This is a genomic window from Streptomyces sp. NPDC048483, from assembly GCF_040651455.1.
Classification (GTDB): Bacteria; Actinomycetota; Actinomycetes; order Streptomycetales; family Streptomycetaceae; genus Streptomyces.
In genome coordinates, this window is the sequence record NZ_JBEZJZ010000009.1 from 22,174 (window position 1) to 36,483 (window position 14,310).

General features: G+C 67.9%; 15 protein-coding genes and 4 pseudogenes. 10 read left to right on the top strand and 9 right to left on the bottom strand.

Annotated elements, in window-relative coordinates; all coding sequences use genetic code 11:
• Window positions 1-108: 108 nt before the first annotated feature.
• Both AB0D04_RS07120 and AB0D04_RS07125 read right to left on the bottom strand, forming a co-directional pair.
• The gene (locus AB0D04_RS07120) at window positions 109-1,461 is read right to left on the bottom strand and encodes a hypothetical protein (protein ID WP_362700236.1); all 1,353 of its coding nucleotides are present in this window, start codon (window positions 1,459-1,461) and stop codon (window positions 109-111) included.
• Between the two features lie 293 nt (window positions 1,462-1,754).
• Complete coding sequence (locus AB0D04_RS07125) at window positions 1,755-1,883, bottom strand: hypothetical protein (RefSeq protein WP_362700437.1); 129 nt, start codon at window positions 1,881-1,883, stop codon at window positions 1,755-1,757.
• On the opposite strand from AB0D04_RS07125, the pseudogene AB0D04_RS07130 reads away from it, so the two are divergent.
• A pseudogene (locus AB0D04_RS07130) lies at window positions 1,837-1,950 on the top strand (transposase); the annotation flags it as partial. The gene AB0D04_RS07125 and the pseudogene AB0D04_RS07130 sit on opposite strands and share 47 nt — an antisense overlap.
• 290 nt (window positions 1,951-2,240) lie before the next feature.
• On the opposite strand, the gene AB0D04_RS07135 reads toward AB0D04_RS07130, so the two are convergent.
• Window positions 2,241-2,534 (bottom strand): hypothetical protein, encoded by a 294-nt coding sequence (locus tag AB0D04_RS07135; RefSeq protein ID WP_362700439.1) that lies wholly within the window; start codon window positions 2,532-2,534, stop codon window positions 2,241-2,243.
• Between the two features lie 272 nt (window positions 2,535-2,806).
• Between AB0D04_RS07135 and AB0D04_RS07140 the strand changes: the two genes are divergently transcribed.
• Window positions 2,807-3,154 carry a transposase gene (locus tag AB0D04_RS07140; RefSeq protein WP_362700238.1) on the top strand — a complete coding sequence of 116 codons (348 nt, stop codon included), beginning with the start codon at window positions 2,807-2,809 and terminating at the stop codon, window positions 3,152-3,154.
• Here the strand turns inward: AB0D04_RS07140 and AB0D04_RS07145 are convergent.
• From AB0D04_RS07145 to AB0D04_RS07160, 4 genes are all read right to left on the bottom strand, one after another.
• Window positions 3,114-3,353 (bottom strand): hypothetical protein, encoded by a 240-nt coding sequence (locus AB0D04_RS07145; RefSeq protein WP_362700240.1) that lies wholly within the window; start codon window positions 3,351-3,353, stop codon window positions 3,114-3,116. The genes AB0D04_RS07140 and AB0D04_RS07145 overlap by 41 nt on opposite strands.
• A gap of 288 nt (window positions 3,354-3,641) precedes the next feature.
• Entirely contained in the window at window positions 3,642-4,052 is a 411-nt protein-coding gene (locus AB0D04_RS07150) for a VOC family protein (protein WP_362700242.1), read from the bottom strand.
• An 81-nt stretch (window positions 4,053-4,133) separates the two neighbouring features.
• Window positions 4,134-4,526, bottom strand: coding sequence for an AraC family transcriptional regulator (locus AB0D04_RS07155; protein WP_362700244.1), 393 nt, complete (start codon window positions 4,524-4,526; stop codon window positions 4,134-4,136).
• 255 nt (window positions 4,527-4,781) lie between these two features.
• Window positions 4,782-5,192, bottom strand: coding sequence for a cupredoxin domain-containing protein (locus AB0D04_RS07160; RefSeq protein WP_362700246.1), 411 nt, complete (start codon window positions 5,190-5,192; stop codon window positions 4,782-4,784).
• A gap of 276 nt (window positions 5,193-5,468) precedes the next feature.
• On the opposite strand from AB0D04_RS07160, the gene AB0D04_RS07165 reads away from it, so the two are divergent.
• Complete coding sequence (locus AB0D04_RS07165) at window positions 5,469-6,086, top strand: hypothetical protein (RefSeq protein WP_362700247.1); 618 nt, start codon at window positions 5,469-5,471, stop codon at window positions 6,084-6,086.
• Between the two features lie 3 nt (window positions 6,087-6,089).
• Window positions 6,090-6,710, top strand: a complete 621-nt coding sequence (locus tag AB0D04_RS07170; RefSeq protein ID WP_362700249.1) for a hypothetical protein — start codon at window positions 6,090-6,092, stop codon at window positions 6,708-6,710.
• A 167-nt stretch (window positions 6,711-6,877) separates the two neighbouring features.
• On the opposite strand, the pseudogene AB0D04_RS07175 reads toward AB0D04_RS07170, so the two are convergent.
• Window positions 6,878-7,215: pseudogene (locus AB0D04_RS07175) on the bottom strand (FTR1 family protein); the annotation flags it as partial.
• Between the two features lie 27 nt (window positions 7,216-7,242).
• Between AB0D04_RS07175 and AB0D04_RS07180 the strand changes: the two are divergent.
• The 4 genes and pseudogenes from AB0D04_RS07180 to AB0D04_RS07195 form a co-directional block, all read left to right on the top strand.
• A pseudogene (locus tag AB0D04_RS07180) lies at window positions 7,243-7,662 on the top strand (FTR1 family protein); the annotation flags it as partial.
• Between the two features lie 22 nt (window positions 7,663-7,684).
• Entirely contained in the window at window positions 7,685-8,626 is a 942-nt protein-coding gene (locus AB0D04_RS07185) for a hypothetical protein (RefSeq protein WP_362700251.1), read from the top strand.
• A 294-nt stretch (window positions 8,627-8,920) separates the two neighbouring features.
• Window positions 8,921-9,196 carry a hypothetical protein gene (locus AB0D04_RS07190; protein ID WP_362700421.1) on the top strand — a complete coding sequence of 92 codons (276 nt, stop codon included), beginning with the start codon at window positions 8,921-8,923 and terminating at the stop codon, window positions 9,194-9,196.
• 597 nt (window positions 9,197-9,793) lie between these two features.
• A pseudogene (locus AB0D04_RS07195) lies at window positions 9,794-10,854 on the top strand (LCP family protein).
• Between the two features lie 51 nt (window positions 10,855-10,905).
• Here AB0D04_RS07195 and AB0D04_RS07200 read toward each other — a convergent pair.
• The gene (locus tag AB0D04_RS07200) at window positions 10,906-12,213 is read right to left on the bottom strand and encodes a protein kinase (protein ID WP_362700253.1); all 1,308 of its coding nucleotides are present in this window, start codon (window positions 12,211-12,213) and stop codon (window positions 10,906-10,908) included.
• A 489-nt stretch (window positions 12,214-12,702) separates the two neighbouring features.
• Between AB0D04_RS07200 and AB0D04_RS07205 the strand changes: the two genes are divergently transcribed.
• The gene (locus tag AB0D04_RS07205; protein ID WP_362700255.1) at window positions 12,703-13,017 is read left to right on the top strand and encodes a hypothetical protein; all 315 of its coding nucleotides are present in this window, start codon (window positions 12,703-12,705) and stop codon (window positions 13,015-13,017) included.
• 167 nt (window positions 13,018-13,184) lie between these two features.
• Window positions 13,185-14,198: a site-specific integrase gene (locus AB0D04_RS07210; RefSeq protein WP_362700257.1), complete on the top strand. Its 1,014-nt coding sequence runs from the start codon at window positions 13,185-13,187 to the stop codon at window positions 14,196-14,198.
• The last annotated feature ends 112 nt before the right edge of the window (window positions 14,199-14,310 follow it).

Below are 14,310 nucleotides of genomic sequence, written 5' to 3' on the forward strand. Positions count from 1 at the left end.
TTACCTGGGCGGACCGTATTGGGGCTGGACAGAGGCGCGCTCTCGTTCGGTCTGGAGCGGACCGGAGGGCCTTGGGGAGCGGTGGCTCCCCAAGGCCCTCGGAAGGGCTCAGGCGGTCAGCTTGCGCATGGCCAGCACGGATCCGTCTGGGTGCACCGAGACGGGACCTCCCCACTTGGGGTCCCAGGTGTCGAGGGGCCAAGAGGACCGCCGGGTGTAGACCTCACTGCGGTACTGCTCCACCCGGCCTTCTTCGAGGTGGCGGAAGAGATCCTTTGCGACGCCGGAGAACGCCTCCACGCGTGTCCTGTTCAACCGGAAGACGTGGTCCGTGCCGACGAAGGGGATGTCGAGGAGGGTTCGTCGAGCGTCCTGGACGCTGCCGGTTGCCGCGTGTGCGAAGCCGGTGAAGTGGCGTTGTCCTTGCCGTTTGGTCAGGTACTGGATGGTTGCGTCGCCGTCGCCGGCGAAGGCGGTCAGTCCGGCGGCGGCCGTGCGCGCGAGGACGTGCCGGAACCATTCGTAGCGTTCCGGCTTGACGTGAAAGCCGGGCTCGGGTGGCGGGGGTGTGTCGCCCTCAACGGGCGGTTGGATACCCGGATAGATGTTCTCATCTTCGATCTGATGGTTGAGGTTCCTGCTAGGGGAGTCGGTCGCCCTGCTCAACCAGCCGCCCGTTCCCTCGGAATGCAGGGCATGGACGGTGAGCGGACCCTCCATGGGAAGCTCCGTGCTGAACATCAGGCTCGGTGTTTCGTCCCAGGGGCCTATGTGCACCGCCTCTACATGGGCCGAGGCAGAAGCGAGTTGGTCGTGCGAGGTCGCGGCATTGCTGTGGTTGCCCTTGCACTTGATGGGGAAGACCCGTGATGGCTCGCCGGGCCTCCATACTTCGGCGAAGAACCGTGGACGGTACCGGTAGCCCGATCGTGGCCCCTTGTCCCTGCTGGTCAGCGCCCAGCCCGCCCGTAGGGCGGTGTCCGCTGGGACGATTGACACGATGTGCTGCGGATGGCGTCGGCTCAAGACCTGCTTGGCCAGTGCCAGGGCGAAGCCGGTTCCGAGCTCTCCGGACTGGAGCGCCTTGTAGTAGTCCGCCGTTTCCCTGCCCTCGGCAGAGAGCTGCATGTACCCGTCCGAGCGGCCGGCCAGGGCCTGGTGGTACTTGAGGCTGCCCCAGTGCTCGGCGAGGCCCCGTCCGGCGCCGCGCCGCGCCAGTGCGATGGCCTGGCCGAGTGTGTGCAGTACGTTCCAGGGAGTCAGCTGGACGGAGCCGAGTTCCTTCGTGGGTATCGCCTGAAGGTTCGGCTTACGCCGAAGGGCATCGAGCTCCTTCTCCTTCCGCTCTCCGTCATCCTCTGCTGCTGCCGCATCCACGCTACCGACGAGCGCCGAGCTTGAGTGGACCGCGACATTCGAGGGCTGCGCGAGCTCCCTCAGTACGTCTGCTGCTGGCTTCAACCTGCTCCCCCTACGGTTCGCATGAGCGCTACAGATCAATGCCGGAACCTAGGCGGCGGACCGCAGGCGCATGCAAGTGTGCATGGGTGCATTGATCCGCAGTGGTGCGACTAGCGGTGCAGGTTTCAGCTGGCCTGGCTTGGAAGCCGTCTCTTTTCCGCATCTGATGTGCAGGTTTCCGCAGGTCAGGCGGGATCTCCGTATGTTCGAGGCAGGCTGAGACCGTCACCAGTGGGCGAGACAGTCACACGCTTCCGAGGTTCCCCCAAGATGCGCAGGATGCTGACAGAGGGTCAGATGGTTCTCGTGAGAGGAGCATCGGCCATGGCTGCCCCCAGGAAGTACTCGTTGGAGTTGCGCGAGCGTGCGGTGCGGATGTACCGGGCCTCCGACCCGAAGCCCCAGATCAAGCGTCTGGCCATCGAGCTCGGTGTGCATACCGAGGCCCTGCGCGGCTGGATCCGGCAGGCCGAGGCGGATGCCGGTGAGCGTGACGACCGGCCGACCACCGACGAACGTACCGAGCTTGCCGCGCTGCGCAAAAGGGTGCGTGACCAGGCCCGTCGCGGGGGACCTCCGGATGGGGCGGCAACGACAGCGGCGGGCGCAGGCCGGCCACCGTGCGTCGACGCACGCAGATCCACAGGCTGCGTCCGGTACGGCGCATCGCAAGGCGTCGCATCGCCGCGGGAATCCGGTGATTCACGGCCGGGTGACGGCTGCACGGCAAAGCCCGCCCCGATGGTGTCGAGGCGGGCGCGAACTGTGTGCCTGAGCGATCAGGCGTTGTTCTCGGCGTCGAGGTACGCCTGGATCTTCTGGTCGATGGCGTTGGCCTCGGCGCGGGCGCGGTTGGCTGCCGCGTGCTCGCCTTCCTGGTCCAGTCGCGCAGCCTTGGACTTGAGGTCGGCGGACTGCTGGCGCAGCTCGCCGATGTTGACCTGAATGGCGCCCCGGGCCACCGCGGCGTGCCCGCCGGTGGTCGTGGTGGCGGCGTGTGCGGGCAGGGCCGCGAATAGTACGCCTCCGGCCATTGCGGCGGTGACGGCGAAAGCGGAAATGCGTCGACGCATAGGGTCCCCCTGGGAGAAAACAGTGGTTACTTGGCGGTAAGCGTACGCGAAATGATCTTCTGGTCCTACATTCAATGGGGCGCCAAGGGGGAGTGGCCTGAGAAGGTGCGGCAACACCCCATCAATTCCCTTGAATTGATGGGGTGTTGATGTCGGCCCCCCGCCGGGGGCGGGCACGTGGTCACCGACTGCCTCGGCCTGGTCCTGACGGTGCTGGTGACGCCCGCCTCCACCACGGACCGCGATGCCGCCCGCACGATGCCGCCCGCACGATGCTGCCCCGCCTGCGGGAGACCTACCGGAAACTGCGGCTGATCTGGGCCGACGGCAGTTACACCGGCTACCTCGTCGACTGGGCCGCCCAGGCACTCGGCCTCGCCCTTCAGATCATCAAACGCAGTGACGACACCAGCGGCTTCACCGTCCTCCCACGCCGGTGGATCATCGAACGCAGCTTCGCCTGGCTGATGCGAAGCCGCCGCCTGACCCGCGATGACGAAGCACGGACGGACAGCAGCGAAGCCATGATCCTCTGGTCGATGACCATGCTGATGAGCTGCCGCCTCGCCCGCCGCACCCCTACGCGGCAACAGCGGCCGCGGGTCCTGACGGCAGGGTGAAACAGCCCGGCCGCTCCTCCACCAGCCGGCCCCGCTCCACCAGCCGCTTCAGCCTGCCCCGAGCACCCTCGACGCGAAAAGGAACAGAGCTGTCCCAGCCCAGGGCCACCGCCGTCTGCCGCGCGGTCAGGCTGCCGCCGGCCTCACCGAGAACGGTCATGATCCGCCGGTAGTCCACACCGAGAACATCCACCGACACGACCAGACAGGAAGAACACGACGGTCTCAGCGTGCCTCGAACCTACGGAGATCCCGCCTGACCTGCGGAAACCCGCACATCAGATGCGGAAAGAGACGGCTTCTGAGAGAAGCGCGTTTGCGTGATCCTGTCCGCTACTGCTCGGATGCTCCCGGCCGGGTGTTAATGACGCTCGGGGGTCAGGGGGCCAGGCTCTTGTCCGTGTGCCCGTCACGAGGTCGCCTGCCTATGTCTTTCACGGCGGCGCCACCGTTTCCCTGGCTCCGCTCGTCACCCGGCGGACAGTGCTCAGGCCCTCGGCTGGGTGAAGCGGATGCGGTTGCCGAAGGGGTCGCGGAGGCCGCAGTCGGTTCCGTACGGGCGGTCGGTGGGTTCCTCGGTGAACTCCACACCCCGGCCCCGCAGCGTCTCGTAGGTCTTGCGGCAGTCGTCCGTGGTGAGAATGAGCCAGCCACCCATCGCGCCCTTGGTCACCAGCTCGCGGACCTGCTCTGCCGTCTCCTCGGACATCGCCGGAGGGCCCGGCTTCTCCAGCAGGATCTGGCGCTCGGGGTGGCCGGGGACGCTGACGGTCAGCCAGCGCATGAAGCCCATGTCGACGTCCGCGTTGACCTCCAGGCCAAGCTTGCCGACGTAGAAGTCGAGTGCCTCGTCCTGGTCCAGGACGTAAATTGCCGAATGCGTGATTGCGGTGAACATGTGCATCACGCTACTGGGCACTCCGGACGAAAACTTATCCAAAACTGCTCAGTCGACGGACGGTACGGGCAGTGCGCACGGTCAGGCACTCGGCCGCGTCCACGCCATCGTGAAGCACGTCGGTACGCCCATGGCCGCCGTTTCCTTGCGGTACGTCCTCGGCGACCGGCCGACGATGTCGCGGAATGTGCGGCTGAAGGTTCCCGGGCTGCCGAAGCCGACTTCGAAACAGATGTCCGTAATGCTGCGGTCGGTCTCCCGCAGCAGGAACATCGCACGTTCGACACGGCGGCGCTGCAGGTAGCGGTGCGGCGTCTCGCCGAACGTGGCCCGGAAGGTGCGCGTGAAGTGCGCCTGGGACACATGGGCGATCCGGGCCAGGGCCGGGACGTCCAGCGGCTGCGCAGAGGAGCGATCCATCGCATCCCGCGCTCGCAGCAGGCGGCGGTTGCTCTCTTCAACGGCGCGGCTCACGGCGCCATCACACCACGGCTCTCCGGCGTCCGTGACAGACCCGGTGACCGATCCGCTCCGCATCCGGCGCGGCATCTACGACTCACCGGACAGGCATGGCTGCTGTGCAGGTTCTTGAGCTGGGCCCCCAGAGGGACGCCTACGGCGTGGGTCAGCAGCAGGCGGGCGGTCGCTCCGCAGGGGATGAAGGCCGCGTGCCGCAGGCCGGGGTCGCCGGGCCCTCGCCGGGGGGGCGCGTCATCGTGTGAGGTGCGGTCAGCCGTGCCGCTTCTTCGCCGTCACGGTGAAGTCGCCCCGGATACCTTTGCCGACCATTCCGGGCTTGCAGGCGGTGGTGTACGAGCCGGCCTTGTCGATCTTCACGGTCATCGTGCGGGACGTGCCGGGGCCGATGCCCTCGACCTCGCTGACCACCTTGCCCTCCGGGCTGTAGACGTAGAACTCGGTGATCCTGCTGCCCTCGTTGGCGATCTTGAAGGCGATGGACCCGGCGGGTGCGGACGTCCGGGAGAGTTTGCAGGTGTCATCGGCGGCCTGGACCGTGATGGCTCCCGACTTCGCGTCGCTGCCGTCGCTGTTGCTCTTGTCGGCGCAGGCGGTCAGAAGGGCGAGCGGGGCGACGGCGAGCAGAGGAATGGCGGCAAGCCGGGGCAGGCGAGCGGGCATGACAGTCCTGGTGCGATACGGGGGACGGGGAACGGGGAACAGAGGCGCGCGCAGTGTAGGCGTGAGGGCCGCCTACCTGTCCAGATACCGACCACCGCACGGCTACTTTCTGAACCTCAGCGCCTACTGATGGCAACTCAACTTCCCCTGGACCAGCGGAAAGCCTTCCCTCGACGCCCGTTATACGACGTATATGCGCATCCTGGGACGGGTTGACGGGCACACGGCATTCACTTAGGTTCGCCTCACCTTACTTTCGATCGAAGGTTTTCAGCCATGTCCGGGTTTAGACCCTCGCTTCGTTCGCTCTCTCTGGCCGTCCCGCTCGCCCTCGCCCTCACCGCCTGCGGCGGCGCCGATTCCGGCAAGGACGGGAACAGTCCGGCCAAGGGCCAGGCGAAGGAGACCGCGCCGGCCGGTGTGGCGCACCAGCACACCGTGCTTGAGGCGGAGATCGCGGCCAAGGGCGGCGAGACCAAGGCCGGCGACTACCGAGTGGGGTACATCGTCGAGGCGGCCGAGCCGTGGTTCCACTCCGAGCACAACGGGCACGGGAAGATGGTCCACCGCGAGCCGACCAAGAACGAGACCCACCACATCGAGATCATCCCGATGGAGGCCAAGACCGGCCGCATCGTCGCGGATGTACCGATCCGCCTTGAGGTCGTGGACAGCAAGGGCAAGGCCGTCCAGGCGCAGAAACTGAACTTCTACTACGCCGAGTTCTTCCACTACGCCACAAACTTCTCGATCCCGAAGGCCGGCAAGTACACGCTGCGTGCCACGCTGGAGCGGCCGACGTTCCTGCGTCACGGCGCCAGTGGTGAGAAGCCCGCGCTCAGCGAGAAGACCACCGCCACCTTCCGCAACGTAGAACTCAAGCCGGAGAACTGACCGATGGCCCCGCACTCCGACGGGCCGATGGCTGCTCCGGCTCCCCAGCCCGTCGGGGTGCCGGGATGGGCCGCGCCCGCCGACGGTGGTGGAGTCCGTGAAAACCCGCCGACACCGCTGTGGGCGCTCGCCGCACTGGGAATCCTGAGCTGCGCCGTCCTGGCGGCCGCCTGCTGGGTGGCCGGTCACCTCCACGCCGACCCGCCGCTGCAGATGGCCGCCCGCTTCCTGCATCTCGTGGCGCTCGTCCTCGGGCTGGGTTCCGTGCTCGCCGTCGACTGGTTCGCCCTGCTGTGGATGCTCGGACGACGCCCACTGCCCGACGTCCTGCGCACCGCCTGCACACTGCAGATCCCGATCTGGCTCGGGCTGGCCGGCCTGGTCGTCACCGGACTGTTCCTCCGACCGGACCTGTCATCGCCGCTGACCCTGGTCAAACTCGGTCTCGTACTGGCCATCACCCTCAACGGCCTCTACGCCCGCTGGCTCGGGCAGCGCCTCGACCGGTGCGGGGACACGTCGGTGCCACGCCCCCTGCGCATCCAGTCGGGTGTGGCTGCCGTCGTCAGCCAGCTCGGCTGGTGGGGCGCCAGCCTGATCGGCTTCCTCAACGGCCACTCCTGACCCGACGGCATCGACGGCCAGCCCTGCCCGACGGCATCAGCAGCCAGTCGTGGCTCGGTGCCAACAGCAGGTCCTGACGTCCTGGGCTCGACGACATCGGACTACCGCACCTGACGACCGCGCCTTAAGGAGGCCGTGTGTTCGCCAACTACTTGATCGGCCTGCGGGAGGGCGGTCTCCAAGCCCTCGCGGCCGACGGCGAGGAAGGCGGTCGCCACCAGGGCGCCGGTGCCGACGGCGAGGGCCTCGTCCAGCTTTCCGTGCAGCTCGGCTTCAGGTGGCGGGCGGTGCGTCGCATCCAGAAGACCGTGGTGGTCACCAGGCCCACGGCGAGGATGGACAGACCGCCGCCGAGCGCCTCCCGAGCCTCGAACGTCAGCTGGGTGGAACCGTATTGCAGCACCGCGCCCACGATCAGGCTGAGCGCGACCGCGATGCCCACGCCGAGCCAGATGGGCGGCAGCTTGCTCCGGTTGCCCGTCTTGACCAGGTAAGCGACGAGAATGCAGACGACGAGGCTCGCCTCGAGCCCCTCCTGGGCCTGCTCACGGCCGTAGCCCTCGGCTGGCTGTTCTACCGCGGTGCCCCGCGGATCAACCTCGCAAAGTTCTTCACCTGGACCGGCGCCCTGCCGGTCGTGATCGCGGCCGGCGTCCTCGCGTACGGCATCCACGACCTGCAGGAGGCGAGCATCCTCCCCGGCCTGGACAGCCGTCTGTTCGACATCAGCGCGACGATCCCGCCGGACAGCTGGTACGGCGCTCTGATGAAGGGCATCTTCAACTTCCAGCCGAACCCGAGCGTGGCCCAGGCACTCCTCTGGGTCCTGTACCTGGTACCGGTCCTCTCGCTCTTCCTACGGCCAACCCGGACGGCGGAAGCTACAGCGGCAGTGGGCGTGCGCCACGGCCACCGAAACCGAAGCGGGACCCGAAGCCGGAACGGGTGCTGAGAGGACGGCCGGCCAAACGCCTGTGCCTGCCGCCCCAAGCCGGGGTTTCCACCGGCTCACGGTCGCCGATGTCCGCCGCGAGACCGCCGACACGGTCTATGTCGCCTTCGACGTCCCGGCTGGCCTCGCCCCGCTTTTCCGCTTCGTCCCGGGCCAGCACCTCACCCTCAAGACCGCCGTCGACGGGGAGGAGCAGCGCCGTATGTACTCCATCTGCTGCGGCGTCGGGGACGGCGAACTGCGCGCGTGGCCGTCAAGTACATCCTCGACGGCCGGGTATCCGCCTGGGTCACCAACAAGCTCCGTCCCGGCGACACGGTGCACGTCGCCGTCCCCGGCGGGCGATTCACCACCGAACCCGATCCGCTTGGCGAGCGCCATCTGCTCGGCGTCGCAGCGGGCAGCGGCGTTCACGCCAATCGCCTCGATCACCAAGAGCGTCCTGCTGCTGGAGCCGCGCAGTCGCTGCACCCTCACCTACGGCAACTGCGACCCCGAATCCACCATCTTTCGCGAGGAGCTCGACCAGCTCGCGGCCTTCCACGGCGACCGGCTGTGCCTGATCGCCGGGCTCCTCCAGTTCTTCGGCCGCACCCAGAACATCGGAGTGGTCCTGATGAGCGACCTGGACGACACCAAGGGCGGCTTCCCCGTTCCCCTTCGTCGGCTACTGGCTCATCGGCCCGCCCGCTGCCGGCTCCTCGGGGCTTCGCACCAGCACCAGGTGCAAAGCCCCGAGAGGCAGGTCGTCGAAGCGGGGAGTGACACTCTCGCCCGGCGCGCCGCTGTAGGCAGTGCCGACTGCGTATCGGTTGCGTGGTGCCTTGATGTCTGCGGTCCCCCCGCCTCAAGGTTGCCGCCCACGGCGCGGGCGGTCCCCAATGGGCCGCCCGCGCCATTGATTCGTCCAGGCGGTGCGGACGGCCGTCGACTCCGAAGTGGCGGTCCGAGGACGTCGATGTGAAATAGCAGTGAAGGGAGTTTCGAAAGCGTCCAGTGGGAAATGCGCAGGTCCGTGAGCTACCCCAATGACGGCATACCGCAAAATCGCCCATACGACTCCAGATCAAACTCTCCCTACCACGACGGATCACACGCGCAGGATGTCGGTGATACGGCCCCGCTACCTTTTGAAGGAGCGCATGCCCCGCGTCGCAGAAATTCACCCTCTCCTCACCACTCCGCCCCAGCTGCCCCGTACGGCGACGTTCCGAACGCGGCGTACAGCAGAAGGAGCTCGAGCGGCAATCGCAGAGGCATCGGAGCCGACCGACTCGCCTTGATCATTCACAGCCTCGCGGATATCGCCGCAGCATTCCTCGGATTGTGGATCCTGCTGTACCTACTCGAAGCGAATCAGGCGAATGTCTTTGTCGACTTCGTACACGGTGTGGCCGACTGGCTTGCCGGCTGGTCGCAGGACATCTTCATCATGGACACGGAAGGGCTGCGTGTCTTCTTCAACTACGCCCTGCCCGCGCTGATTTACCTCGGGGTCGGCCATGGTGCAGCCGCCTGGCTGCGACGCCTTTGACGGGGCTTCCGCCGAGCTCAGGGGGTACTGCCTTCCCGTGTCCCCTGAGCTCGAAGCACGTCCTTCCCTGCTCGGCACGCCGGTCTCACCCCGCAGTCGGGCAGCTGAGCGGGTCGAAAAGGGTGCGCGAAGATTGCTGCCGTCGAAGGTGACGTCGTGTCCGCCGGTGAACGATGTCCAGTGCACTGAAAATTCCGCCCCAATACGCATCCCCATGCACCCGTTCCGTCACGTGACAAGCCCCGTTCTTGGCGATACGCGATCCGATGGCGAGCCAGAAGCCGCATACTCGTCCTGCGGCCCGCAGGGCGCGACGTGGTGATCAATTCGGCGTGCCCGAATTGATCACAATCGGCCGCGATTGCCCGTTCATTCACCCCCCTTGCATATTTGGCGGGACATTGCAGCCAGTTCCCTCAGGCGCTGTACGTCAGGTGTGAAACATTCTTCCCGGAGTCCCATCCTCGATTTGCGCTCGGGGGAGCCGGGGAATGCGCACTGCCGGGCATGAATCAGTGACCCGACGGCAGGTACGCCGACTTCCAGGACCGGTATGAGCGCGAAAATGCCGCGCCGCCTTCACATTCCGCCCGTGGCATTCCCGCCCAACGTCCCTCCCCGCCGCCCCAGTCGGGAGGCGGCGGGCCGTACGAGTCCGGGCCGTACCCACGCCGGGGCGGCAGGGCCAAGCGGATCGTGATATCCGTCCTCGTCGTCCTGCTCGTGGTGTTGGTCGGCACGTACTTCTGGGCCGACTCCAAGCTGCGCAAGGAGGTCGACCTCGGCAAGGTCATCGACCGCCCGGCCGAGGGAGAGGGCACCAACTACCTGATCGTCGGCTCGGACAGCCGCAAGGGCATGTCGGCGGCCCAGCGTAAATCCCTGCACACCGGCGGCAGCGCGGAGGCCGGTCAGCGGACCGACTCGATGAGATCCTGCACATTGGCGCAGGCGGCCCGACGCTGATCTCCCTGCCGTGCGACTCGAACGTGACCATCCCGAAGTTCCGCGGTTCCGAGTCCGGCAAGATCAGGCCCGCGATGGGCGCGAACAAGCTCAACGCCTCCTACGCTTCCCACGCCTACGACGGCCCGCAACTGCTGGCCCGCACGGTCGAGTACAACACCGGACTGCACATCGACCACTACGCCGAGATCGGCTTCACCGGCTTCGCCGACATCGTCGACGCCATGGGCGGCGTCGACATGAACCTCGACAAGGGCTTCACGGACAAGTGGTCCGGAGCCGACTTCAAGGCCGACGAGCAAACCCTCAACGGCGCCCAGGCGCTCGCGTACGTCCGAACCCGGCACGCCTTCGCCGGCAGTGATCTCGACCGCACCAGGAACCAGCAGAAGTTCCTCTCGACGCTCGCGAGCCAGGTGGCCACGCCCGGCACCCTGCTCAATCCGTTCACGCTCTACCCGGTCATGGGCGCGGGCCTGGACACCCTCGTCGTCGACAAGAACATGAACCCCTACGAGCTCGCCAGGATGTTCTGCGCCATGAAGGACGTCTCCGGCGGCGACGGCAAGTCCATGAACATGCCGATCTCCGGCAGCATCGGCGGCAAACTCCAGTGGGACAGGCCGAAGGTCAGGCAGCTGGTGAACGAACTGAACAACGACCAACCGGTCACCGTCACCAGCGACCGCTGACCCGGCACCGGCTGGTCCCGAGCGGTCCCCGGCAGGCAGCGGCGGCTGCGTCTACCGGTCGGGGGTCGCCGCCGCTCCACGCCGTTTCCTGGACTCCTCCGATGTTGTCTTCCGCTCCCTTTCATGCCGTCTGTGGCCGGCTCCGCCCGCTTTGCCGGCTTCCTGCCCGGCCCGCTTCTGCGCACCGGGGGCCTTCTTGGCGGCTTCGCCCCGCGGGAGCGGGGTCACCGCTGCGGGGTGCCAGTTGTGCTGCTGTTCCGTCGGTGTGACCGGCTGCGGATCGGCGGTACGGCGGGGCGCGGGAGGGGCAGACTGGCGTGCGGGCGTGGCGGATGCGGTGGTACGGGGCGGAGCGCCCGCCGTGCCGTCGGCGAGGGGGAGGAGGGCGTAGCCCACGGCGGTCGAGGCCGCGCACAGTGCGGCCGCCGCGACGCCGGCGAGGACGGCGGTACGGCGTACAGGGCGGGTTCGGCAGGGCCGGCCCAGGGCCCGCGTGGCATCGGCCGTCGCCGGCTCGGCGGACGGCCGCCCGGCCGGGGACGGAGGATCGCCGGCCCGGGCCGCTACGCCGAGGCGCTCGGCGACCTCCGCAGCGGTCGGGCGCGCGGCGGGGTCCTTGGCCAGCATCTGCAGCACCAGCGTCCCCACCGCGACCGGTACCTCCGCGCGGCGCTGCCGGGGCGGTACGGGGTCGGCGTCGATGTGCTGGTACGCAACGACGGCGGGCACGTCGTCCGTGGTGAACGGAGGCCGTCCGCAGAGCATTTCGTACAGCACACAACCCAGCGCGTACACATCCGTCGTGGGGCCTGCCGGACGGCCTCTGGCGCGCTCGGGTGCCAGATACGCGAGGGTGCCCAGTATCTGTCCGGTGGTGGTGAGGGCACAGGCGGCCGGCCCGGTGGCGCGGGCGATCCCGAAGTCCGCCACTTTCAGCCCGTCCTCGCCGAGCAGCAGATTCCCGGGCTTGATGTCGCGGTGCACCACCCCGGCGCGGTGCGCGGCCGCCAGCCCGGCCGCGGCCTGCCCGGCGATCCGGCACGCCTCGTCGATGTCCAGCGCGCCCCTTTCGGTCAGTTCGGCGCGGAGGCTGCGGCCGTGCACCAGCTCCATGACCAGGTAACAGCGGTCCCGGTCCTCGCCGAAGTCGTGGACCGCCAGTACGTGCGGATGGTTCAAGCCGGCCGCGGTCCGTGCCTCCTGGCGGAACCGCTCCACCGCATCGGGTACCACCGTCGTGTCCAGCAGAAGCTTGACCGCGACCTCGCGGCCCAGTCTGGTGTCCTCGGCGCGCCACACTTCGCCCATTCCGCCGCGGCCCAGCACCTCCAGCAGCCGGTACCGGTCTGCGGTCAGCACGTGCACCCACACCCCCCTCTGTGAGACCCGACACCTGAGACGGCGGCTCAGGGTATCCGCCACCTGAACACGCATTGCCAACCGCTCATGAAGGGTGAGGCCGGCGCGGGCGGGCCTCGGGGGGAGGTAGTGCCACCCGCGCCGGGTGCCGGATCCGCCAGCACGGGGGGAACCGTCGGATCCGCACGGGCCGATGACCAGTCGGCTACTTCTCACTGCGTCACTGGTTGCTCAACTGTCACACCCGCACGACCAGGCGCCTGGAAGAGCGCATATGTCCTTGCGTATCAGACGTATCGCTTGGCCGAGTAACGCGGCAACACCTTGCGACGCAGAACTGCATGCGGGTGCGCATGGTCGTCCCGTATGCGATCGCGGCCAGGGTGCCTCCTGTGGGGGGTGGCCACCCTGGCCGTGCTCGCAACCTCCCTGCCGTCGAGCCGCTGCGTGCGTCAGATGGCGACTCGCAGGAGCCACAGGTCCGCATCCATGTCCGTAGATGATCAGTACAACGGCAGCCGGGGCGGCACCGCCGCAAAGCGGGCAGCTCTGATCATCCACACCATTGCCGACATGGCCGCCGCGTTCTTGGGGCTGTGGATCCTGCTGTACCTCCTCGAAGCGAACCAGGGCAACGTCTTTGTCCAGTTCGTGAAGAGCGTGGCGGACTCGCTCGCCTGGTGGGCGCAGGACATCTTCACCATGGACACCGAAGGGCTGCGCGTCGCTCTCCATTACGGCTTGCCTGCCGCGATCTATCTGCTCGTCGGACACCTGATCGCCGGGCGGGTGCGCCGCTTCTGACCAGCGATGCGCGGGGGCGCCCGCTTCACCAGCGCCTGACGCACGACGCGGCGAGCGCCGCTGCCCATCCCGCCTTTGTCCAGGAGTTCCACCTGCCCGGCTATGGAGAAGACCGGTGCCTCAAGAAGCGCCCCAACCCTCAAACCGGCAAACGCGAACGCACGGCCATGTACGGCAAGTGCACCCGCTGCCGCGTCAAGGGCATCCCCGCGCTCAAGGACCGTGAGCGCATCGAACAGCGGGTGCGCCGGCACATCCTCCCGCACCTCGGAGCGCTGCCGCTCAACAGCATCGGGACGGAAGCGCCGCGGAGTTGGAACAAGCGGCTGGAGAAGGACCTCGGCCCTACCGCGATCCGTCTCGTCCGGGAGACGCTCTCCGGCGTCCTCCAGGTCGCCGTCGAAGATCGCCGCCTGGCACGCAGTCCATGCCGCGCGAGTACGGTCCGTCCTCCGGCTGCCGCACCGGGCCGAGTTGAGGCGTGGCCGCCCGAGCGTGTGCCGGCGGTACGCGCAGCTCTGTCGGAGCGTTACCGCGTCCTCGTCGAGATCGGCGCCGGCCTCGGACTCCGGCAAGGAGAGGCGTTCGGCCTGTCCAGGGAGGACATCGACTTCGACGAGGATGTCGTCCATGTCCGACGTCAGGTCACGATGGTGCGGACGAAGCTGTGCTTCGCCCTTCCCAAGGGGAGCAGGGTTCGCGATGTGCCCTTGCCCTCAAGCGTGGCCAAGGCCGTGCGGCAGCACATGGAGATGTTCGCGCCAGTGCCGGTCACCATGCCGTGGGGCGATCCGCGCCCGCCGGAGACGCCGGTGGAAGCCAAGCACCGGAGGCCGAGAACGTACAACCTCCTGGTGACCGGGCGCGAGCGCCAGGCGATCAACCGGAACTACTGCAACTCCTACGTCTGGAAGCCGGCCTTGGCCGAGGGCGGCGTGATCGCCGCACTGGAGAAGAGGGCCCCGGACGGATCCCGCATCCGGGAGCCCTCCCGAGAACACGGCTACCATGCCCTGCGCCACTTCTACGCCTCCGAGCAGTTGGAGACAGGCGAGTCGGTCGTCTCCCTGGCCCGGTGGCTTGGCCACTCGGACCCCGGGTTCACACTCCGGAAGTACGCGCACTTTCTGCCTCGCGCGGGTGCGCGCGGCAGCGCCGCCATCGACGCGGTCTTCGGGTAACCCGCGGGCCTGGAACGACCGGTCCCGGCCCAAAGTCCCAGAGAAATCCGAGAGGTGCCGCCGCAGCCCCTCCCGGCCCGCATTCGCGGAGGTCAGACGGGGTGCGGCGGCA